The sequence below is a fragment of the Flavobacterium alvei genome (genome assembly GCF_002920895.1).
Taxonomy (GTDB): domain Bacteria; phylum Bacteroidota; class Bacteroidia; order Flavobacteriales; family Flavobacteriaceae; genus Flavobacterium; species Flavobacterium alvei.
In genome coordinates this window covers 698,118-719,187 of record NZ_PQVG01000001.1, presented here as the reverse complement: position 1 = coordinate 719,187, position 21,070 = coordinate 698,118, and the positions used below count along the sequence as shown (strand labels likewise).

At 36.7% G+C, this 21,070-nt stretch carries 20 protein-coding genes; 6 read left to right on the top strand and 14 right to left on the bottom strand.

Annotation, left to right across the window (positions count from 1 at the left end):
* Window positions 1–21 precede the first annotated feature (21 nt).
* Window positions 22–1,257 (bottom strand): 3-deoxy-D-manno-octulosonic acid transferase, encoded by a 1,236-nt coding sequence (locus C3L50_RS03020; RefSeq protein WP_103804632.1) that lies wholly within the window; start codon window positions 1,255–1,257, stop codon window positions 22–24.
* 156 nt (window positions 1,258–1,413) lie between these two features.
* Here C3L50_RS03020 and C3L50_RS03015 point away from each other — a divergent pair, with 156 nt between their 5' ends.
* The 4 genes from C3L50_RS03015 to C3L50_RS03000 all read left to right on the top strand — a co-directional run bounded on the left by C3L50_RS03015 (window position 1,414) and on the right by C3L50_RS03000 (window position 4,787).
* Entirely contained in the window at window positions 1,414–2,544 is a 1,131-nt protein-coding gene (locus C3L50_RS03015) for a DegT/DnrJ/EryC1/StrS family aminotransferase (protein ID WP_103804631.1), read from the top strand.
* A gap of 7 nt (window positions 2,545–2,551) precedes the next feature.
* On the top strand, window positions 2,552–2,992 hold the full coding sequence (locus C3L50_RS03010; RefSeq protein WP_103804630.1) for a nuclear transport factor 2 family protein: 441 nt from the start codon (window positions 2,552–2,554) through the stop codon (window positions 2,990–2,992).
* Between the two features lie 8 nt (window positions 2,993–3,000).
* Window positions 3,001–4,014, top strand: coding sequence for a UDP-glucose 4-epimerase GalE (galE, locus tag C3L50_RS03005; protein ID WP_103804629.1), 1,014 nt, complete (start codon window positions 3,001–3,003; stop codon window positions 4,012–4,014).
* Window positions 4,015–4,097: 83 nt separating this feature from the next.
* Window positions 4,098–4,787: an XAC2610-related protein gene (locus C3L50_RS03000; protein ID WP_103804628.1), complete on the top strand. Its 690-nt coding sequence runs from the start codon at window positions 4,098–4,100 to the stop codon at window positions 4,785–4,787.
* Between the two features lie 96 nt (window positions 4,788–4,883).
* Here C3L50_RS03000 and fabD read toward each other — a convergent pair whose 3' ends face one another.
* The 13 genes from fabD to C3L50_RS02935 all read right to left on the bottom strand — a co-directional run bounded on the left by fabD (window position 4,884) and on the right by C3L50_RS02935 (window position 18,924).
* A complete protein-coding gene (fabD, locus tag C3L50_RS02995) occupies window positions 4,884–5,756 on the bottom strand; it encodes an ACP S-malonyltransferase (RefSeq protein ID WP_103804627.1) in 873 nt (290 codons plus the stop codon).
* A 215-nt stretch (window positions 5,757–5,971) separates the two neighbouring features.
* On the bottom strand, window positions 5,972–6,457 hold the full coding sequence (locus tag C3L50_RS02990) for a YceI family protein (RefSeq protein WP_103804626.1): 486 nt from the start codon (window positions 6,455–6,457) through the stop codon (window positions 5,972–5,974).
* Between the two features lie 143 nt (window positions 6,458–6,600).
* Window positions 6,601–6,825: a (4Fe-4S)-binding protein gene (locus tag C3L50_RS02985; protein WP_103804625.1), complete on the bottom strand. Its 225-nt coding sequence runs from the start codon at window positions 6,823–6,825 to the stop codon at window positions 6,601–6,603.
* A 17-nt stretch (window positions 6,826–6,842) separates the two neighbouring features.
* Window positions 6,843–7,127 carry a GNAT family N-acetyltransferase gene (locus tag C3L50_RS02980; protein ID WP_103804624.1) on the bottom strand — a complete coding sequence of 95 codons (285 nt, stop codon included), beginning with the start codon at window positions 7,125–7,127 and terminating at the stop codon, window positions 6,843–6,845.
* 112 nt (window positions 7,128–7,239) lie between these two features.
* The gene (locus C3L50_RS02975) at window positions 7,240–7,956 is read right to left on the bottom strand and encodes a pirin family protein (protein ID WP_103804623.1); all 717 of its coding nucleotides are present in this window, start codon (window positions 7,954–7,956) and stop codon (window positions 7,240–7,242) included.
* Window positions 7,957–8,035: 79 nt separating this feature from the next.
* Window positions 8,036–8,611, bottom strand: a complete 576-nt coding sequence (locus tag C3L50_RS02970) for a Crp/Fnr family transcriptional regulator (RefSeq protein WP_103804622.1) — start codon at window positions 8,609–8,611, stop codon at window positions 8,036–8,038.
* Between the two features lie 4 nt (window positions 8,612–8,615).
* Complete coding sequence (locus tag C3L50_RS02965) at window positions 8,616–9,083, bottom strand: hypothetical protein (RefSeq protein ID WP_103804621.1); 468 nt, start codon at window positions 9,081–9,083, stop codon at window positions 8,616–8,618.
* 213 nt (window positions 9,084–9,296) lie between these two features.
* A complete protein-coding gene (locus C3L50_RS02960) occupies window positions 9,297–11,162 on the bottom strand; it encodes a peptidase U32 family protein (protein ID WP_103804620.1) in 1,866 nt (621 codons plus the stop codon).
* Window positions 11,163–11,503: 341 nt separating this feature from the next.
* Window positions 11,504–11,974, bottom strand: coding sequence for a hypothetical protein (locus tag C3L50_RS02955; RefSeq protein ID WP_165783959.1), 471 nt, complete (start codon window positions 11,972–11,974; stop codon window positions 11,504–11,506).
* 309 nt (window positions 11,975–12,283) lie between these two features.
* Window positions 12,284–14,134, bottom strand: a complete 1,851-nt coding sequence (locus C3L50_RS02950; RefSeq protein ID WP_103804618.1) for a rhamnogalacturonan lyase — start codon at window positions 14,132–14,134, stop codon at window positions 12,284–12,286.
* A gap of 159 nt (window positions 14,135–14,293) precedes the next feature.
* Window positions 14,294–16,405, bottom strand: coding sequence for a rhamnogalacturonan lyase family protein (locus C3L50_RS02945; protein ID WP_103804617.1), 2,112 nt, complete (start codon window positions 16,403–16,405; stop codon window positions 14,294–14,296).
* A gap of 185 nt (window positions 16,406–16,590) precedes the next feature.
* A complete protein-coding gene (locus tag C3L50_RS02940; RefSeq protein WP_103804616.1) occupies window positions 16,591–17,781 on the bottom strand; it encodes a pyridoxal phosphate-dependent aminotransferase in 1,191 nt (396 codons plus the stop codon).
* A gap of 48 nt (window positions 17,782–17,829) precedes the next feature.
* Window positions 17,830–18,924 carry a fatty acid desaturase family protein gene (locus C3L50_RS02935; RefSeq protein WP_103804615.1) on the bottom strand — a complete coding sequence of 365 codons (1,095 nt, stop codon included), beginning with the start codon at window positions 18,922–18,924 and terminating at the stop codon, window positions 17,830–17,832.
* A gap of 107 nt (window positions 18,925–19,031) precedes the next feature.
* Between C3L50_RS02935 and rsmG the strand changes: the two genes are divergently transcribed.
* Together rsmG and C3L50_RS02925 are read left to right on the top strand one after the other, a co-directional pair.
* Window positions 19,032–19,661, top strand: a complete 630-nt coding sequence (gene rsmG / locus C3L50_RS02930) for a 16S rRNA (guanine(527)-N(7))-methyltransferase RsmG (RefSeq protein WP_103804614.1) — start codon at window positions 19,032–19,034, stop codon at window positions 19,659–19,661.
* 230 nt (window positions 19,662–19,891) lie between these two features.
* On the top strand, window positions 19,892–21,013 hold the full coding sequence (locus C3L50_RS02925; RefSeq protein WP_103804613.1) for a Gfo/Idh/MocA family protein: 1,122 nt from the start codon (window positions 19,892–19,894) through the stop codon (window positions 21,011–21,013).
* Window positions 21,014–21,070 lie beyond the last annotated feature (57 nt).

The window sequence follows — 21,070 nt, the reverse complement described above, 5'->3', positions numbered from 1 at the left end:
ATTTGGACTGTAATTTCATTTTCAATCGTTTAAAATTTGTTTTAAAATAATGTTGGTTGCTCCTTTGTTCATCTGAACGAAAGTGCTGCAAATGTGACCTTTTTCGTTTCGGATGTCGTCATTTCGAATCAAATTAGAAAAAGCGTCAAGAAGTTCGTTTTTATTGGCAATAGAAATGCAGCCTTCCATATTGACCAATGCTGTGGCTTCGGCAAAATGAGAAAAATTAGAACCAATCACAATTGGAACTCCAAAAGTGGCTGGTTCCAAAATATTATGAACGCCTGGATTGCCAAAACCGCCACCCACATAAGCAATGTCGGCATAGCTGTAAATTTTGGTCAAAATTCCGATGGTGTCGATGATGAATACATCAAAATCGGCTAGATTTTTAGTTTCTTTTTCAGAAAACAATACCACTTTTTTCGAAATGGAATTTTTCAATTCTTGAATTTGCTCGCTTTTAATATTGTGTGGTGCAATGATAAACTTAACGTTTTCGGAAGTTTGATTGATGAAATCAACCAATAAATTTTCATCTTTTGGCCAAGAACTTCCAACTACAATTGTTAAGGTATCGTTTTTGAAGGCTTCAATAAAATCTAGAGAATTGTCTTTTTCTAAAATAGCGGCCACTCGATCAAAACGGGTGTCACCAGAAACGGCTACATTGGCTTTGCCTAATTGCAACAACAGTTTTTTAGAACTTTCATTTTGTACAAAAAAGTAAGTGAAGGTGTCTAATGCTTTTCTGTAAAATCTGCCATACCATTTGAAGAACATTTGCTTTTCTCTAAAAATTCCAGAAATCAAATAAGTAGGGGTTTTTATTTTTCGAACTTCGTTCAAATAATTCGGCCAATATTCATATTTGATGAAAAAAGCCATTTCAGGATGAACGAGTTTAAGAAATTGTTGCGCATTTTTTTGGGTGTCCAAAGGTAAATACACGGTAACATCTGCAACCGTATTGTTTTTCCGAACCTCATAACCCGAAGGCGAGAAAAAAGTAACCACGATTTTATGACTGGGGAATTTTTCTTTTATTTTTTCAATTACTGGCAAACCTTGTTCATATTCGCCAAGAGAAGCAGCGTGAAACCAAATCGTTTTATCGGTTGGTTTGATTTTGTCTTTTAAAATGTCAAAAACAGGCTTGCGGCCATCGACAAAAAGTTTGATTTTTGGACTGAATGTAGCGATGATTTTTAATGAAAAATTCGCAATTTGAACAATAATGTTGTAGAGAAATAGCATATTGAAAAATTTCTGTGGCAAAAATACGTTTTCTTTTAAACATCTATAAAATCATTCTCCTAAAATCCCTATTTTTGTTCTGAATTTTAAACAAGTCAGGTTTAATGAAATCTTGGTAAAACTTTGTTTGGAATGAACTTTAAACAAAAGATTAAAATGAAAAAATTGCAAATGGTTGACCTAAAAAGTCAATATGATAAAATTAAAGAGACCGTAAACACTTCCATTCAAGAAGTTCTCGACACCAACACTTACATAAACGGACCACAAGTTCATCAATTTCAAAAAAATCTCGAAGAATATCTCGACGTAAAACATGTAATTCCTTGCGCTAACGGAACTGATGCTTTGCAAATTGCCATGATGGGGCTGGATTTAAAACCCGGAGATGAGGTAATTACTGCTGATTTTACATTCGCTGCAACTGTAGAAGTAATTGCTTTGTTGCAATTAACCCCAGTTTTGGTCGATGTGAATATGGTGAATATGAATATTTCTATCGAGGCTATTAAAAAAGCGATTACACCAAAAACCAAAGCCATTGTGCCAGTACATTTATTTGGTCGTACTGTTAATATGGATGCGATAATGGCGATTGCTAAAGAACACAATCTGTATGTTATTGAAGATAATGCACAAGCCATTGGAGCCAATTATACTTTTGCTGACGGAACAAAAAAGAAAGCAGGAACGATTGGCCACGTTGGGGCGACTTCGTTTTTCCCATCTAAAAACTTAGGTTGTTATGGCGATGGTGGAGCTATTTTTACTAATGATGATGCCTTGGCTCACAAAATTAGAGGAATTGTAAACCACGGAATGTACGAACGCTACCATCACGATGTGGTGGGAGTTAATTCGCGTTTAGACAGTATTCAAGCTGCGGTTTTGAATGCTAAATTGCCACTTCTTGACTCATATAATGTAGCACGTCAAAATGCAGCTAGAAAATATTCAGCGGCTTTTGAAGGGCATAAAAATATTATTGCACCCACCATTTGTGAGCAATGTGATTGCCACGTTTTTCATCAATATGTGTTGCGAATTTTAGATGCAGATCGTGATGCTTTGATGCAACATTTGCAAGACAAAGGAATTCCTTGTGCCATTTATTACCCAATTCCGTTGCATTCGCAAAAAGCGTATGCGGATGCTCGTTACAAAGAAGAAGATTTTCCAGTGACGAATCAATTGGTAAAAGAAGTGATAGCTTTGCCAATGCACACCGAATTAGACGATGAACAAATTAAATTTATTACGGATAGCGTTTTAGAATTTTTAAAATAAATTTAGGATGAAATATATTTTCACAATCTTTGTGGTAGTTTTATTCCAGTTTTCTGTTTTTGGACAGAATAATTCTAAAGACAAAACAGCAGTTGCCGCTCGTGTGGAAACTTTGCGTCAAGCAATGATTGATGCCGATGGAGCCAAATTGAAAGAGTTGACTTCTGTTGGTTTGAGTTACGGGCATTCCAGTGGGAATATTCAGAATCAAGCTACTTTTATAGAGAAAATCGTTACTGGAGAATCGGATTTTGTGACCATTGAGTTTCAAAATCAAACTATTGAAATTGTGGGAGATGCTGCGATTGTTCGTCACAATTTAGTAGCGCACACCAAAGATGGCGGATTGGATAAAGATATAAAAATTGGTATAATGCTAGTTTGGCAAAAACAAAAAAACAAATGGTTGCTCATTGCCAGACAAGCATATAAATTACCTACAACATAAAAATAAATATGAAAATACTAGTAACAGGAGGATTGGGTTTTATCGGTTCGCATACCGTAGTTGAATTGCAAAATCAAGGTTTTGATGTAGTGATTATTGATGATTTATCCAATTCATCAGAAGATGTTTTAAAAGGAATTACTGCCATCACGAACAAAACACCAGAATTCGAAAAGTTGGATTTGCGTGAGAAAGCAAAAGTTCAGGAATTTTTCAAAAAGCATCAAGATATTTCGGGAGTGATTCATTTTGCAGCTTCGAAAGCAGTGGGCGAAAGCGTTGGAAATCCGTTGTTATATTATGAAAATAATATTAATACGTTGGTTTATTTGCTGCAAGAATTGCAACAAAAATCAGAGGCAAGCTTTATTTTTAGTTCCTCTTGCACGGTTTATGGTCAAGCCGAAGTGATGCCCATTACTGAAAACGCATCCATTCAAACCGCAATGTCTCCTTACGGGAATACCAAGCAAATAGGAGAGGAAATCATAACAGATACAGCTAAAGTAACCAATATTAATGCGATTTTGTTGCGTTATTTCAACCCGATTGGAGCGCATCCATCAGCAGAAATTGGCGAATTGCCTTTGGGAGTGCCGCAGAATTTAGTGCCTTTTATCACACAAACTGGATTTGGTTTGCGACAAGAATTATCCGTTTTTGGAGGTGATTATCCTACGCCAGACGGAACTTGTATTCGCGATTATATTCACGTAGTCGATTTGGCGAAAGCCCACGTCATCGCGATGCAACGCTTATTGGAAAAAAAGAATTTGGAGAAAATCGAGATTTTTAACTTGGGAACAGGAACCGGAAGTTCGGTTTTAGAAGTGATTCATTCTTTCGAAAAAGTGAGCGGACAAAAACTACCTTATAAAATTGTGCCTCGAAGAGAAGGCGATGTTATTTCTGCTTATGCTAATACCGATAAAGCGAACAATGTTCTGGGATGGACAGCGCAATCAACATTAGATCAAGCCATAGAAAGCGCCTGGAAATGGGAACAGAAGGTTAGGAGTTAGTAATCAGTTTTCAGTTTTTAGTGTTCAGTAAAAAAAAAACTAAACTGTCAAAGTTTGTTGCTTTATAAAAAAACTCGTTATCAATGAAATTGTCGTTTATCTATTTTCTATTATTGTTTTTTCTTTTTAGTTTTTCCTTTGGACAAAATAGATTTGAAATTAAAAATGGTTCAAAGATATTTGATGTAGAAATTAATGTAGAAAATTGTTTTAAAGAAAATTGTGAAGGTAATGGAGTTGTTAAATTAATTAATAAAGTAACTAAAAAAATAGTTCAAACTTTTACTTCTAAAAATTTATATTTTTACTTTGATAAAAATCAAAATCCTACTGTAAATATTATACAACTCTATGATGAACAAAGTCCATTAATTTTTGATGATTTCAACTTTGATGGAACCGAAGATTTAGCAATTAGAAATGGAAATAATAGCAGTTATGGTGGGCCTTCATACGATGTTTATGTCAGTAACGTTTCAAAAACAAAGTTTTTCCTTAGTGATGAATTAACTAAACTTGCTTCAGAAAATTTAGGAATGTTTGAAACCGATAGTAAAAGAAATAGAATAATTACTTATTCCAAATCTGGTTGTTGTTGGCATAAAAAATCAGAATATATAGTTGAACCGAAGAAAGGGTTAAAGTTGGTATGTATATTTGAAGAAGATGCTACTGACGGAGAAGTTGTTAAAGTAACGGCGAAAGAATTGATTAAGAATAAATGGAAAACTACAATTAAAAAGTATAAAATAGACGAATACTATAAAAATTAAGACAATCACAAAAGGCAGTATTTTAGGAAAACAAAAAATCCCCACAAACATAAGTTTATGAGGATTCTGAAATCTGCCTTCTGCAATCTGAATTTTTTAAGCATTTGCCGTTGCAGCTTCTTTATTGATTTTTCCAATTAATCCAGTCAAAACTTTTCCAGGACCCACTTCGGTAAACAAAGTTGCTCCATCAGCAATCATTTGTTGTACAGACTGTGTCCATTTTACAGGAGCGGTCAATTGTATGATCAAGTTTTTCTTGATTTCGTTTGCATCAGAAACCGCAGTTGCAGTTACGTTTTGATATACTGGGCAAATAGGAGTAGAGAATGTAGTAGATTCAATGGCTGCTGCCAATTCTTCTCTTGCAGGTTCCATCATTGGCGAGTGAAAACCACCACCAACTGGCAAAATTAAAGCTCTTTTGGCACCAGCGGCTTTCAATGCTTCGCAAGCTTTTTCTACTGCCGATAATTCTCCCGAAATCACTAATTGACCTGGACAGTTGTAATTGGCAGCAACCACAATTCCGTCGATAGAAGCGCAAACTTCTTCAACAACGTTATCTGCTAAAGCTAAAACGGCAGCCATAGTCGAAGGTTTGATTTCGCAGGCTTTTTGCATTGCCAAAGCTCTTTGTGAAACCAATTTCAATCCGTCTTCAAAAGACAAAACGCCATTGGCAACCAAGGCTGAAAATTCGCCCAAAGAGTGTCCTGCCACCATTTCTGGTTTGAAATCTTCCAAGGTTTTGGCCAAAATTACCGAGTGCAAGAAAACAGCCGGTTGGGTTACTTTGGTTTCTTTCAATTCTTCGGCAGTGCCTTCAAACATAATGTCGGTAATGCGGAAACCTAAGATTTCATTGGCTTTTTCGAATAATTCTTTGGCTAATGCCGAGTTTTCGTATAAGTCTTTACCCATTCCTATGAATTGTGCGCCTTGACCCGGAAATACGTATGCTTTCATCTATTTTAGTTTAAAAGTTTAAGGTTTAAAAGTTTAAAGTTTTCTCCAAGAGGAAACTAAAAACCGTTTGCAAAAATAGTACTTTTTTAGGATTTATTTGAAAAGATAAAACGAAAGCAAAACGGCTAAACTTCATTGTGAAATTTAGCCGTTTGTCTTTGATTAAAATTGATTTATAGTTTTATCAACTGCAATTCGATATTCATTTTTACTTCTTAGCCGACTAAAACGCCACCAGTTTCTAAAGCCGAGTTCCAGTTCAATCCCCAGTCTTTACGGTTTATTTTACCCAAAATATTCAATCCTGCTTTGGTGTTTCCCCAAGGATCTTTCATCAATCCGCTGAATTCAGTAGGGAATTTTACCGATTTGGTTACACCTCTTAAAGTCAAATCGCCAGTCAATTCATAATCATCGCCATCTTTGGCAAAAGAAGTGGCTTTGAAAGTTAGTTTTGGATGGTTTTCTGCGTCAAAAAAATCGCCGCTTTTCAAGTGATTGTCTCTATCAGTGTTGTTGGTGCTGATAGAATCGATATCTGCCGAGAATTCGAAACTTGCATTTTCGAAGTTGTCATCTTCTGTGGCGATAGTTGCATCATAAGTGCCAAATTTTCCTGAAACGTTGGTAAACATCATATGTTTAACTTTAAAACCAATTTCTGAGTGTGTCGGGTCAATTGCCCATTTTGTAGTTGCCATAATTTTTATTTTTTAATTGTTGTTTTATTTTGATAAGGCAAATTTACGACGGCACTACCGATGGAGCACTTAACCTAGATTAAGAACGAAAAACCGGAGAACTAATTTAGTTTTCCGGTTTTTAAATGAATGGGTTTTGTGTTTTATTCGTTTTTGTAGAATGTCAAAGCGCCTGACGGGCATTTTTGCACAGTTTCGATGATTTTGTCCGTAGATGAGCCATCAATTTTTATCCAAGGTTTTTCTTTGGGATGAAAAACGTCGGGATTGTTTCTAACGCAATTGGCAGAATGAATGCATTTGCCGGATTGCCATACCACGGTCACTTCGCCGTTGGTATATTCTTTTTGGATATCGTTAGGATTCATAATTTTTGAATTTAAGTTTATAAAACGTCCCTGAATTCGGGAGTTTTATCAAACACTTTTTTGGCAAAAGGACAAAGCGGAATAATCTTAATGCCTTTTTCTCGGGCATATTCTACGGCTTTGGCTACCATTTTTTTGCCAAAACCTTTGCCGTTGTTGCCTTCGTTTACTTCGGTATGATCTATGATAATTTTATCAGGGCCTGCAAAAACGAAAGTCATTTTGCCTTCAGTCTTGCCGTTAATATCGATATGGAAAAAACCTTTTCTGTCGTTTATTTCCAATTTTACTTCTTCGTTCATTTTTTTTAGTTTCTAAGTTACTGAGGCGCTGAGTTTCAAAGTTTTTTAGATCCTGAATTTTTAAATATGCCTTTTTTACTTAGTAACTCAGAATCTTAGAACCCTTTTTAAATTATTGTTTCATCGGAATTTCCATTAATAGAAATTTGGCATCAGTAGAAGCTTTAATGTCTAAAGTTTTGAAATCGGCGATACCTAAACCATCACGGGTTTCCAATTCATGACCATCAATAGTTATTGTTCCCGAAATTACAAAGGCATAAAGTCCATTTCCTTCTTTTTTTAATTCGTATTGTTTTTCAAATCCAGTTTCGAAATCGGCCAAATGAAACCAAGCATCTTGATGAATCCAAACTCCAGCATCGTCAGGATTTGGAGACAATATTTGGGCGAAATTATTTTTTTGTTCCGCAACATCCAATGTGATTTGTTGGTAACGAGGTTCCACATTTCTGTATTTTGGGAATACCCAAATCTGGAAAAGTTTGGTGCGCTGATCGGCATTTGGATTGAATTCGGAGTGTTGAATTCCGGTTCCAGCACTCATTACCTGTACATCGCCAGTTTTTATAGTAGCGGCATTTCCCATACTGTCTTTGTGGGCCAAATCGCCTTCCAACGGAATGGTAATAATTTCCATATTGTCGTGTGGATGTGTTCCAAAACCCATTCCGGCAGCCACGGTATCGTCGTTTAAAACGCGCAACATTCCGAATTGTATTCTATCCGGGTTGTACCAGCTGGCAAAACTAAAACTGTGGTAGGCGTTTAGCCATCCGTGATCTGCGTGTCCTCTTGTATCTGCTTTGTGTAAAACTGTAGTTTTCATAATGTGTAAATTTAATTGTTTTTGGTTATACAAAGATACACTCGATGTGAGCAAAAGGCACTTAATGTAGATTAAGAAATTATTTTCGCAACATTTTACTTTTCATTTTGCTGAAAAATTCGGGAGTCACGCCCAGATAGGAAGCAATTTGTTTTTGGGGTACTTTCTGGATTAAGTCGTGGTGTTTGTTGCAGAATTTTTCGAAGCGTTCCTCGGCGGTTAAACTCAAATTATCCATCAATCGTTCCTGATGCGCCACTAATGAATTTTCGGTTAAAATCCTGAAGAAGCGTTCTAGTTTAGGAATTTCTTGGTAGAGCATTTCCTGATTTTCTTTAGACAATAAAACCACTTCGGCATCTTCCAGAACCTGAATGAAAAGATTTTCCGGTTTTTGCGAAAGCAAACTGTACATATCGCTAATCCACCAGCCAGTGCAGGCAAAACTCAAAACGTGTTCTACAATATTATCATTGATGTTGAAACTGCGCAATACACCCGAATTTACAAAATAAGAAGTTTTACAAACCTCGCCAGCATTCAGTAAAATGGTTTTGGCTTTGTATTGACGAATTTCAGTTTTAGACAAAAAGAGTTCCTGCTCTTGCGGAGTCAGTGTAATGTGTTTGGAGAGATTGTCTATTATTAAAGGCATACATTTAAGGGTTTTGGCTCAATTTTACAATTATCAAACTACTTATAAAAGTCATAATCATTAATAGAAATGATAAAAATAGAATCATTATTAATGAAAATATAATTTGAGAATAAATCTGCGAATCTAATACAACAGAGATTCCATTATTAAATAGCCCTACTATATATATTGCGAACAGCCCTGCTATGAGTTTTGAACTTACTTGAAATGAAAATTGAGAACAAACTTGGAAGTATGATGTTTGTTTTAATGAAGTGCTTATTTTTTTACCTGAATACCCAAAAAGAAAAATAATGAATAGTGGAAATAAAATTCCCCAGAAAAGTTGATTTCCAAATAATCCAAAGTCTGCTATTTTTATTAAAAGTTCAATAAATAATGTTTCTGTAAAGATTAATAACGGAAAAATAGAACAAACAATAAAACCAGCAATAATAGAATATTCAGTTATTTTCTTTTCAGCGTCCATTTAAGTTTTGTTTTTGAGAGTAAAGATAAATAAATTGAATTTATTCTTGTTCAGATATTTCAGATTAGATTTATTTAACCACAAAGTTCACGAAGATTTACACGAAGAACGCAAAGGTCTGGTTTTTAAACAAAATAAAAGGTTCACAAAGATTTGTTTTTAAATCTTTGTGAACCTTGCGTAAACCTTTGTGAACTTTGTGGTTAAATAATTTTAATGGAAGTGGTCTTCCTCGATTTCAAATTCGGCATCTTTTTCCCAGATTTCCATTTCGCAGGGTTTGCAATTGAATTTGAGTTTGTATTCCAGTTCGCCCTGTTTCAAGACCAAAGGTTCTTTGAGTCTGCCTTCCATATTGGGATGGTATTTCGGGCATTTTTCCAATTCGTATTTGATGCAGTATTTGGTGGTCATCACACGTGATTTTCCCGGATCCCATTGCAGTTCGAATGCTTTTTCGATTTCGGTAACGCCGTGACGTTCGTAGAATTTACGGGCCAATTTATTGGAAACATTGTACATAAAATCCAGTTTGGTTTCCGGATAAGGATGTGATGTTTTGACCAATTGGTGCTCGTGACGCCTGTAATTGGCGAGACGAATTTTGGATAATTGTTCGAAAACCGTTCTTCGCATTTCATTGATTTTTGAAATAGGAAGGAACCAATTTTCGGAGAACATAATCGTGATTTCATCGGCAGTGTAAGGTGTGAAACCTGTTTTTGCCAAATTGATTTTGAAATTCTCCGCAATCGATTCGTTGTTTTTGGTTCTTTCTTTTGGATGAACCAATTTTACGCTGCTCACGTTTCTGTCCTCGTCGGTTGCGATTAATTCAAAACCATTTTCGTTTTCGGTCAGCAATAAAGTCGTGCTGATTTTTCGAACGGCACTGTCTTCACGTTCCACGATTTTGATGAAAGCAGCGTCGTTGTTTCGGTAAATGAAAGTTCCAGGTTTGATTTCTTTCAATACATTAGGATAGGCCAAGCCGTTTTCTACTTTGTTGACATAAATTCCGTCGGCTTCGTTGTTTTCGTTGATGAAACAAAGTCCGTCTCCGTTGTTCAGGAATTCTCCGTTTTCGATTTCGTAAGCGTTTCCGGTGGTTTTTATCAATTTACCAATGTATTGTCCCTTCGATTTTGGACTTTCCCAAGAACCGATGGATTGGTGTCTTTCGTTGACGAAATAATCGGTATAACCACGGTTGAAACTTTTGTCCAAAGCCGATTCAAAAGTGTAAGTGCATTTTCCAGATGAAGCTTTGGTGTATTTATCATTTCCTTCTAGGAAAGCATCCAGTTTTTGGCGTAAATAAGAAACATTGTTTTTTACATATACAATATCTTTTAAACGCCCTTCAATTTTAAAGGAAATTACTCCGGCCTCAATCAAATTGGGAATCTGATCCGAAACGTCAAAATCCTTGATGGAAAGCAGGTGGCTGTTTTTGATTAAGGTTTCGCCGTGACCGTCGATGAGGTTGTAAGGCAAACGACAGTTTTGGGCACAGGAACCGCGATTGGCCGAGCGTTCGCCATTGGCCACACTCATATAGCAATTCCCGCTGAAAGATACGCACAAAGCACCCGTTACGAAAAATTCCAGTTCCACATCGGCAGTGTCGCTGATTTCCTTGATTTGGTGCAAGTTCAATTCACGGGCCAAAACCACGCGTTTCATTCCGGCATCTTTCAGGAATTTGATTTTGTCGGCATCACGGTTGTTGGCCTGCGTGCTGGCGTGCAAGACGATAGGCGGCAACTCCATTTCCATAATCGCCATATCCTGAACGATCAGGGCATCGACACCTACGTCGTACAATTTCCAAATCATCTGGCGACAGTCTTCCAATTCGTTGTCGTACAAAATGGTGTTGACCACCACAAAAACTTGCACGTTGAATAAATGGGCGTACTCCACCAATTTCGCCACGTCCTCAATCGAATTGGTGGCATTGGAACGAGCGCCGTATAAAGGAGCTCCAATATAAACCGCATCGGCACCGGCATTGATGGCGGCCATTCCCCCGATTAAATCTTTGGCTGGAGCCAGTATTTCTATTTTTTTCTTCATCGAATGGATGATAATTGTTTTGTTTTTAATGGTTTAGGTTTCTGTTGGCTTTCGCTCAAAAAGTGTGCAAAGGTCTAATAAATTATTCAAGATTTCTAATTCGGAAATGAATTTTTTGGAAAATTGTTGTTTTGGGAAATATTAGGTTTAATTTGAAAGTGTTTTATAAGTAGTTAAAAAGGGAACTTAAGTAATGAAGTTTTATTATAAAAAGAAAAATAACGTTTTGCTAATGTGTAAAGTTATGGCGAATGGAAAGTTTTTTTTTTCATTTTATCGAAATGAAGTTAAGAAAATGAATGTTCTCGAAAACGAAAACGAGCAATTTTTGGTAACGGCTGTTATGCCTGGTCATTGATGTTCAAAATATCTCTAAAATAGTCTTTCCAAAAATTTATTACTAATTCTATTTCATCTACAAAATATAGTGTTGTACCATCTTCCATTTCTATTTCAAGAAGCGTTTGATCATATACTCTACTATAAACATTTGAATAGGGACCAATATGTTTGTTAGTCTTTTTTATAGAAGCTTTTGGTCTTGAAACTTTAGAATGCTTTGATCCATTTGCGATATCGTGCATAATTTTCAAAGACGGACAAAGTGGATAAAGTGTATCTCTAAAATCCCCAATAGAATTCATTAAATGAATATTAGGAAATTCATTAAAAATCCAGTCAATTATATGCCAAGTATTTGTGCAAATTTCAGTTGCTTTTGCTGATGAAGTATCATCTTTTTTAAAGTCTTCATATTGATTGAGTAAATCCTTAAATTTAGCTTCAGAATTTTTGTCTTCGAATGTGTACATAAGTTTGTTCGGTGTATGATTAGGCATAGTTTTATTTATATGGGCTATAGAGTAGCGCCTACAAAATCAAAAATGGGTAGACTGGCGAATGTTTGTTTCGCTTTATATTTTATCAAAAATACTTTTTTTCTTGTAAAAAATGTTAGTTTTCAGTAGTCTTTTGCGTGAGGGATAGCAGCGGCATCCTTTTGTGGAGTCCCGATGTCAATCGGGACTCCACAAAAGATATAGCGGATAGCCCGACCCTTGTGGTCAAGCCCAAAAAAAGCCCCAAGTTTCCTTGAGGCCTTTGCTATTTGAAATTTTAAATTATTTTGGAGTAACTACATTGGGTTTGGTTTGCGGTGCCATATCGGTCCCCAAATAAAAACTTGGATGTGGCGGCTGGTTGTATGCCGAATTTTGCCAAGCAATGGCCACTCTGTATTGGGTGTCGTGCATTAAAGTGTACAATCTATGAGTTGTAGGAATGTTTGTAGTGTAAATTCTAATAGCAGAATTGTCGGCTTTGCGGAAAATCACTTCTTCACGCCAGTCGCCAAAAAGGTCGGCACTCAAACAAGGAGTAGATTTAGTGCCATTGTTTGATTTATAGTCTGTGGCAGTTAATAAATTCTCGCTTTTGCCATTAGTGTAATCCCATTTGTCGATTCGGTTAGAGTTTAATAATTCTCTACTCAAATCGCCATCCCACCAAATGGCAAAATTCATCGAAGGTTTTGAAGTTCCTATTTGATTTCCTTTGCAATCGTATAAATTTCCTTTGGCACCCCAACATTCATAGCCTTTATAACGAGGGTCAATATCGGCAGCAAGACCACGGCCTACATCTGTTCCTTGTCCACTAACACCCCATAAAGGTTTTCCAGTTTTTGCATCTCTAAATTCAAGACCGTAAATTCCGTATTTGGATGGGGTTTCGTGGCATTGCCAAATTTCCTGTCCCGGACGATCGGGATCCATATCAGTCATGTGCAACGAATCGCCGTGACCCAATCCGTTTGCATATAATAATGTTCCATTGTCGTCTATTGCACTTGAACCATTGCAGACTTCATCTTTGCCATCGCCATCCACATCACCAACAGTCATTTGATGATTTCCTTGTCCGAAAGCTGATGCGTTTTTCGAATCATTACTGTCAAAAATCCATCTTTTAGAAAGGGTATTGTTTCTCCAATCCCAAGCCACACGAACTAATCTTGTATAATAACCACGACCCATTACTAAACTTGGTTTTTCGCCATCAAGATAGGCCACGGCGGCAATATAACGATCTACTCGGTTGCCATAATTATCTCCCCAATCTTTAATGTCTCCACGAGCGGGTAAATAATCGGTAGATGCCATGGCTTTGCCAGTTTGTCCATTAAAAATTGTTAAAAACTCAGGTCCAGACAAAATATATCCTGTCGTTTCTCTATAATCTGCTGTTGCTGAACCGATAACATTTCCTGTTCCGTCGATGGTTCCGTCCGCGGTTTTGCAAGCTATTTCTGCCTTGCCATCAGAGTCTAAATCATACACCATAAATTGGGTGTAATGAGCACCAGCACGAATGTTTTTTCCTAAGTCAATTCTCCAAAGACGTGTTCCGTCTAAGCGGTAACAATCAATAAGTACATTTCCTGTATAGCCTTTATGAGAATTGTCGTGGGCATTAGACGGATCCCATTTCACAATTATTTCATATTGTCCGTCTCCATCAACATCGCCCACACTTGAATCGCCTACACTATAGGTGTAATTGCGTCCATCAGGAGAAGTTCCGCCAGCAGGTATTTGCATTGCAATATCTAAATATTGATTGGCCCAAACTTTTACAGTTTCTGAATCAGCTTGTTCGATTCCTTTGATAATGGCACGAACGGTGTAAGTTTCATCCGTGGGGCTATTATGGGTGAAGTTGGTCGAAGTTTTAAAAGGACTTCCTTCTATTTTTTTGCCATTACAGTACAAATTATAACTTACATCTGTAGGTTCGGTTCCTAACATTCTCCATCCAATATAAACTTGATTTGCATCTAATCGCATCGCCACCAGACCCCGATTGAGTTTCTCAACGGTGTGTTGAGCTTTTGTTTGATAGGATATTGCCAGTAGTAGGAAAAGTATAAGCTGTATTTTTTTGAATGAATTTGGAGTGGTTTTTTTATTCATAATTGTGGTTAAAAGTAGTTAGATATTTTTTTTGTTAAAAGGTTTAATAGCTAACGGCTAAAGTTATGAGATTTTCTATTCTGTACTATTATCCTCTATCTAATTAGCTTTTGAGGTAATAAAAAGTCCCAAGAATATCTTGGGACTTTGGTATTGATTTTACTCCTTAATCAGTTTTATAGATGATGTTCCTTTTTCTGATTTTACGGTAATAATATATATTCCTGGTTTAGCAGAAATTTCGCCTACTTCTACTTGAGTTTCGGCTTTTCCTTTTCCTATTTCTTGGCCTAAGACATTATGAATTGAATAGGTAAATTTACCTTCGGCCATAATTGTAAATGTTTGTGATGTAGGATTGGGATAAAGAATGGCATTTGCCGATGGTTGTTGTTTTGAAAAAGCATTTGTGGCCAAATTGACATTTGTGGTGACTATATTTGGTTTTGTTTGTGCTGTCATATCTACGCCTAAATAAAAGCTGGGATGTGGTGGCTGGTTGTATCCTGAATTTTGCCAAGCAATAGCCACTCGGTATTGAGTGTCGTGCATCAAAGTATATAACTTGTTGGCTGTGGGTATTTTGGTGGTGAAAATTCTAATAGAAGTATTGTCTGTTTTACGCAATATTACTTCTTCCCGCCAGTCGCCAAAAAGGTCGGCACTCAAACAAGGAGTTGCTTTGGTTGTATTGTTTGAAGAATATCCAGTCGCGGTAAGTAAATTAGTGGTGTTGTACGAGAGGTGATTCCATTTGTCGATGTGATTGTCGTCTAATAATTCTCGATTTAAATCGGCATCCCACCAGATGGAGAAATTGATGGAAGGTCTTGAAGTGGTAATGTTATTTCCTTTACAATCGAATAATCCACCTCTGGAACCCCAACATTCATAACCTTTGTAACGAGGATCAATATCGGCAGCATTGGCGCGTCCGATGTCAAGCCCTAAGCCATCTGCTCCCCAAATGGGCACTCCGGTTTTGGCATCAAAAAACACCATTCCATTAGTTCCATATTTTGCTGGTTCCTCTAGACATTGGTATATTTCCAGTCCTGGGCGATCCGGATCCATATCGCTCATATGCAAAGCATCTCCGTGACCCAAGGTATTCGAAAATAATTTTGTACCATTATCATTAATGGCACTTGAGCCATTAAAAATCTCGTCTTTGCCATCCCCATCTGAATCTCCCACCGTCATTTGGTGGTTTCCCATTCCTGCATAAGCCGAATTTCCTGAAGTATTGCTGTCAAAAATCCATCTTTGTGATAGTGTGTTGTTTCTCCAATCCCAAGCCACACGAACGAGTCTGGTATAATAACCGCGTCCCATTATCAAACTTGGTTTTTCGCCGTCAAGATAAGCTACGGCAGCGATAAAGCGATCTACACGATTGCCATAAGTATCTCCCCAAGACGAAACAGTTCCTCGAGCAGGTAAATAATTGGTGCTGGCCATTGCTTTTCCAGTTTCGCCATTAAAAACGGTTAAAAATTCTGGTCCTGATAAAATATATCCAGAAGTGTTTCGGTAATCGGCATTGGCAGTTCCAATAACAACTCCAGTTCCGTCAATAGTTCCGTCGGCTGTTTTGCAAGCCATTTCAGCTTTGCCATCAGAGTCTAAATCGTAAACCATAAATTGGGTATAATGAGCTCCAGCACGAATGTTTTTCCCTAGATCAATTCTCCAAAGACGTGTTCCATTTAAACGATAGCAATCAATGTAAACATTGCCAGTATAACCCGATTGGGAGTTGTCTTTTGCATTGGAGGGATCCCATTTTACAAATATTTCATATTGTCCATCGCCATCCACATCCCCCACACTGCAATCATTTACACTATAGGTGTAAGCGACATTGTCTGGAGTAGTCCCGCCAGCAGGTATTTGCATGGCGATATCTAAATATTGATTGGCCCAAACTGAAGCAGCTTCTGAAGCGCTTTCTTCGACACCATTAATAATAGCGCGAACCGTATAGATTCCATTTGTAGTAATCGTATGAGTGTAGTTTGTGGTAGTTGTAAAAGGACTTCCTGCTACTTTTACGCCGTTGCAATACAGGTTATAGCTCACATCTGTTGGTTCGGTTCCCAACATTCTCCAACCAACATAGACCTGACTGCTGTTTAAACGCATGGCAACCAAACCTCGATTGAGTTTTTCAACAGAGCGTTGAGCAAAAAGTTGGGTGGATATTCCAAATAAGAATATTAGAAAAAAGATAATTTTTCGAAATGAGTTTTGGGTAATTTTTTTATGCATAATTATGGTTAATAGTTGTTATTTGGTTTGTAGTTAATACAAAAAAGCGATTGGTTGGCGTTAAAGATAAGCTTAAAAAAAAGTTATACTATCCTGTACTGTCCTACCCATGATTTTTTTGAGTTAATCAAAAAAAAGCCTCAAGATTTCTCTTGAGGCTTGTACTAATATAAAAAGACTTTCGACTATGCTGCCAAAGCGTCTTTGATTCTTTTTAAAGCTTCTGTTAATTGCTCTTCGCTTGTAGCATAAGAAAAACGGATACAGTTTGGATTTCCAAAAGCATCTCCGGTTACTGTAGCTACACAAGCTTCAGCCAAAAGATACATTGCCATATCATTTGCATCTTTAATTTCAGTGCCTTTCAAAGTTTTACCAAAGAAAGAAGAAACGTCTGGAAAAACGTAGAAAGCGCCTTCTGGAACGTTGATTTTGATTCCTGGGATTTCTTTCAATAATCCTACTACTAAATCTCTACGGCTGTGGAAGGCTTGAACCATATGATTCAATACGCTTGGATCAGCATCTACAGCGGTGATTGTAGCACGTTGAGCCACAGAATTTGCTCCTGAAGTTACTTGTCCTTGGATTTTTGTACATGCTTTTGCGATAAATTCAGGTGCTCCGATATATCCAATTCTGTATCCTGTCATAGCGAAAGCCTTGGCAACTCCGTTTACAGTAACTGTTTTTTCTAACATTCCCGGGATTGATCCGATACTGCAAAAAGTTCCAGAGAAATTAATGTGCTCGTAGATTTCGTCAGCTACAACAATAATGTTTGGATATTTTTCCAATACTTTCGCCAAAGCAGTCAATTCTTCTCTGTTGTAAACCGAACCTGATGGATTACAAGGCGAAGAGAACCACATCATTTTTGTTTTTGGCGTGATGGCAGCTTCTAATTGCTCAGGAGTGATTTTGAAATCAGTCTCTACAGAAGTTGGAACTTCTACAGGAACTCCGCCTGATAATTTTACGATTTCGAAGTAAGAAACCCAGTAAGGTGCAGGCAAGATTACTTCGTCACCGTCGTTTAGCATTACTTGTGCAATGTTGTATAAAGATTGTTTTGCTCCTGTTGAAACCACAATTTGTGATGGTTTGTAATCCAATCCGTTGTCTCTTTTGAATTTTCTGCAAATAGCTTCTTTCAATTCGCCATATCCATCAACTGGAGAGTAAGTGCTGTAGTTTTCGTCGATAGCTTTTTTGGCAGCTTCTTTAATGAAATCAGGAGTGTTAAAATCTGGTTCACCTAAACTCAAACTGATGATGTCTTTTCCTTGTGCTTTTAATTCTCTGGCTAAAGCAGCCATTGCTAATGTTTGTGATGTAGCTAAGTTGTTAATTCTGTCTGAAAGCAAATTGTTCATTGAAATGTAATTTTGATTTATATTTTTATATTATGGTTTTGTTCGTTTTTACTGTAAAGCGGGTTTCATTCCCAGTTCTTTTAAGTGTTTAAAATGTGCCACAACTGCAGCTCTAAAAGTTTTATATTCGTGATAGGGCAATTGACATTCTTTTGCCGTTTCTTTTACAATTTTTGAAATTTTATTATAATGTACATGGCTGATGTGCGGAAAAATATGGTGCTCAATTTGATGGTTCAAACCTCCAGTGTACCAGTTTACAATTTTGTTTTTTGGCGCAAAATTTACTGTGGTAAACAATTGATGAATGGCCCAAGTGTTTTCCATTTCTCCTTCTTCGTTTGGAATTGGATTGGCAGCTTCATCTACAACGTGTGCCAATTGAAACACGATACTCAAAATTAATCCAGCCGTGTAATGCATCACGAAAAATCCAACCAAAACCTTCCACCAAGTGATTCCGATAATCATTGGCAAAACAATCCAAATCGCTATATAGATAAGTTTGGTGATAATTAAAGTTGTCCAAAGGATTTTAGGACTTTTTGGTTCGCCATAAGATAGTTTTCTTTTCAGGTAACTTCTCATTTGCTTGAAATCGGTAGTGATGGCCCAATTGAAAGTCAACAAACCATATAAAAATAAGGCATAATATTGTTGAAATCTGTGGAATTTATGCCACTCAGCTTCTTTGGAAAAACGCATAATTCGACCTGCCTCTAAATCTTCGTCGTGACCAATAATGTTAGTGTAAGTATGATGTAAAACATTGTGTTGCACTTGCCAGTTATGAACATTTCCAGCCAAAACATAAATTGTTCCTCCCATAAATTTATTCACCCAACTTTTGGTCGAATAGGAACCGTGATTGGCGTCGTGCATCACATTCATTCCGATTCCTGCCATTCCAATTCCCATAACTATGGTCAAGAGTAAATGTCCCCAAAAAGGCATAGGCAAAGTGAGTATCAAAAAATACGGTACCAAGAAAACAGTAAAAAGAATTATCGTTTTTAAATGGATTTTCCAGTTGCCAGTTTTGGCGATATTGTTTTCTTTGAAGTAGCTGTTCACCCGAGTGTTAAGCGTTCTGAAGAACTTAAGATTGTCTTGCTTTGCAAATGTAGGGGCAACGTTGTTCATTGTTAAAATTGAATATTGTGCAAAGATAATTATTAAAAATTTTCAATCTGTAAATTTGAGTTAAATATTCAAAACTAAAATCTGTACTTTTGTTAAAATTTATAACAATGGACGAGATTCAAAAGTATTTTCCTTATTTAACTGATATTCAGAAAGAACAATTTGAAAAACTGGATTTTTTATACCACGATTGGAATGCCAAAATCAATGTCATTTCCAGAAAAGATATTGACGAATTATACACCAAACACATTTTGCATTCGTTAGGAATTGCGAAAGTCGTAAAATTCGAACCCGGAACTTATGTTTTGGATGTAGGTACTGGTGGGGGATTTCCGGGAATTCCTTTGGCGATTCTTTTTCCAGAAACTCGTTTTTATTTGATAGATGTTATTGCTAAAAAGATAAAAGTGGTTCAGGCTGTTGTCGATGCTTTGGAACTCAAAAACGTGAAAGCCGAACAAAAAAGAGCCGAATTGGTAAAAGGTGATTTCGATTTTATAGTGAGTCGTGCTGTGACTAATATGCCCGATTTTGTTTCTTGGGTAAAAACCAAAATAAAGAAACAACACAAACATGAACTCAAAAACGGAATTCTCTACCTAAAAGGTGGCGATTTGACCGAAGAATTAAAAGATTTCCCCAAAGCAACCGAATATAATTTGTCAGACTTCTTTGAAAATGAGTTTTTTGAAACGAAGAAAGTGGTGCATTTGCCGTTGAAGTTTACTTCATAAACGTGAGTTACCTCTTTAATTTGTCATTCCGACGAAGGAGGAATCTCTATTTGGGCTCTTGATTGTTGGGATTCCTCCTTCGTCGGAATGACAATGTAATACAAACACAAAACCCACAAGAACTCAATTACTTGAATTCTTGTGGGTTTTGATTTTTTAAACGATTTTTTTTGTAACATTGGTAAGATGTAATGGACTTACTGTAAGGTTCTAATGTAAAACTAAAAAATATGAAAAAAATTTCTAGACGTAAATTTGTACATGATTTTGGTCTTGGGGTTGGATCGACTGCTGTAATTGCATCGCTTCCATCATTTATGACTTTGCCAGAAAACAGTAAAAATTCGTATGACGGAAAAAAATTAAATATTGTCCTTTGTGGGTTAGGACGTTATGCAGGCTACTTAGCAGAGGGTTTAGAAGTTTCAAAATATTGTCGTTTAGCAGGCATTGTAACAGGAACACCGTCAAAGGCTTTAGATTGGGGAAAAAAATATAATATTCCTGAGAAAAATATTTACAATTACCAGAATTTCGATGAAATCATACATAATAAAGACATTGATTTAGTTTATGTTGTTTTGCCAAATGCCATGCACAAAGAGTTTGCAATTAGAGCAGCAAAGGCAGGAAAACACGTGATTGTCGAAAAACCAATGGCTATTACGGCAAGCGATTGTCAAGAAATGATGGATGCTTGTAAAAAAGCCGGAGTGCAATTAGCGGTTGGGTATCGTTTGCATTATGAACCCTATAATTTAGAAATGAAACGATTGGGACAAGAAAAAGTGTTTGGTCAAGTTCGTTTGATAGAGACTTCTTTGGGTTATAATACAGGTGATACCATTGATTGGCATTCGAAGAAAGCTTTATCCGGAGGAGGTCCGCTTATCAATCTTGGGATTTATTGTGTACAGGCCAGTCGTTATATTTTGGGTGAAGAACCTATTTCTGTAACAGCACAATTTGGACCAGTTACCAATAAAATAAAATTTGCAGAAGTAGAAGAATCGATTACTTGGCAATTGAATTTTCCTAGCGGAGCAGTTTGTAATTCTGCAAGTTCATATAATTGTGGAGTTGACAGATTATTTGCTTCAGCAGAAGACGGTTTTTTTGAGCTAAGTCCAGCTATAAGTTATGGCCCATTTAAAGGAAGGACAAGCAATGGAGATTTAAATTTTCCTGAAATTAATCAACAACAAACACAACTTGATGAAATAGGAAAATTGATTTTAGAAAATAAAAAATTACCAAGTCATATTACAGGCGAAGAAGGACTTAAAGACGTTACAATTTTACAAGCTATTTATGAGGCAGCAAGGACAGGAAAAAAAGTCTCATTGGTTTAAAAATCAAAACCCACAAGAACTCAATTACTTGATTCTTGTGGGTTTTTAAATTTCGTA

Excerpts from the sequence above, each read along its gene's own strand:
- C3L50_RS02965 (WP_103804621.1), bottom strand. The coding sequence starts at position 9,083 with ATGGACGCTGAAAAGAAAATAACTGAATATTCTATTATTGCTGGTTTT.
- C3L50_RS02950 (WP_103804618.1), bottom strand. The coding sequence starts at position 14,134 with ATGAATAAAAAAACCACTCCAAATTCATTCAAAAAAATACAGCTTATA.
- C3L50_RS02955 (WP_165783959.1), bottom strand. The coding sequence starts at position 11,974 with ATGTACACATTCGAAGACAAAAATTCTGAAGCTAAATTTAAGGATTTA.
- C3L50_RS03000 (WP_103804628.1), top strand. The coding sequence starts at position 4,098 with ATGAAATTGTCGTTTATCTATTTTCTATTATTGTTTTTTCTTTTTAGT.
- C3L50_RS02925 (WP_103804613.1), top strand. The coding sequence starts at position 19,892 with ATGAAAAAAATTTCTAGACGTAAATTTGTACATGATTTTGGTCTTGGG.
- C3L50_RS03015 (WP_103804631.1), top strand. The coding sequence starts at position 1,414 with ATGAAAAAATTGCAAATGGTTGACCTAAAAAGTCAATATGATAAAATT.
- C3L50_RS02990 (WP_103804626.1), bottom strand. The coding sequence starts at position 6,457 with ATGGCAACTACAAAATGGGCAATTGACCCGACACACTCAGAAATTGGT.
- C3L50_RS03020 (WP_103804632.1), bottom strand. The coding sequence starts at position 1,257 with ATGCTATTTCTCTACAACATTATTGTTCAAATTGCGAATTTTTCATTA.
- C3L50_RS02980 (WP_103804624.1), bottom strand. The coding sequence starts at position 7,127 with ATGAACGAAGAAGTAAAATTGGAAATAAACGACAGAAAAGGTTTTTTC.
- galE (WP_103804629.1), top strand. The coding sequence starts at position 3,001 with ATGAAAATACTAGTAACAGGAGGATTGGGTTTTATCGGTTCGCATACC.
- C3L50_RS02935 (WP_103804615.1), bottom strand. The coding sequence starts at position 18,924 with ATGAACAACGTTGCCCCTACATTTGCAAAGCAAGACAATCTTAAGTTC.
- fabD (WP_103804627.1), bottom strand. The coding sequence starts at position 5,756 with ATGAAAGCATACGTATTTCCGGGTCAAGGCGCACAATTCATAGGAATG.
- C3L50_RS02970 (WP_103804622.1), bottom strand. The coding sequence starts at position 8,611 with ATGCCTTTAATAATAGACAATCTCTCCAAACACATTACACTGACTCCG.
- C3L50_RS02945 (WP_103804617.1), bottom strand. The coding sequence starts at position 16,405 with ATGCATAAAAAAATTACCCAAAACTCATTTCGAAAAATTATCTTTTTT.
- C3L50_RS02940 (WP_103804616.1), bottom strand. The coding sequence starts at position 17,781 with ATGAACAATTTGCTTTCAGACAGAATTAACAACTTAGCTACATCACAA.
- C3L50_RS02960 (WP_103804620.1), bottom strand. The coding sequence starts at position 11,162 with ATGAAGAAAAAAATAGAAATACTGGCTCCAGCCAAAGATTTAATCGGG.
- C3L50_RS03010 (WP_103804630.1), top strand. The coding sequence starts at position 2,552 with ATGAAATATATTTTCACAATCTTTGTGGTAGTTTTATTCCAGTTTTCT.
- rsmG (WP_103804614.1), top strand. The coding sequence starts at position 19,032 with ATGGACGAGATTCAAAAGTATTTTCCTTATTTAACTGATATTCAGAAA.
- C3L50_RS02975 (WP_103804623.1), bottom strand. The coding sequence starts at position 7,956 with ATGAAAACTACAGTTTTACACAAAGCAGATACAAGAGGACACGCAGAT.
- C3L50_RS02985 (WP_103804625.1), bottom strand. The coding sequence starts at position 6,825 with ATGAATCCTAACGATATCCAAAAAGAATATACCAACGGCGAAGTGACC.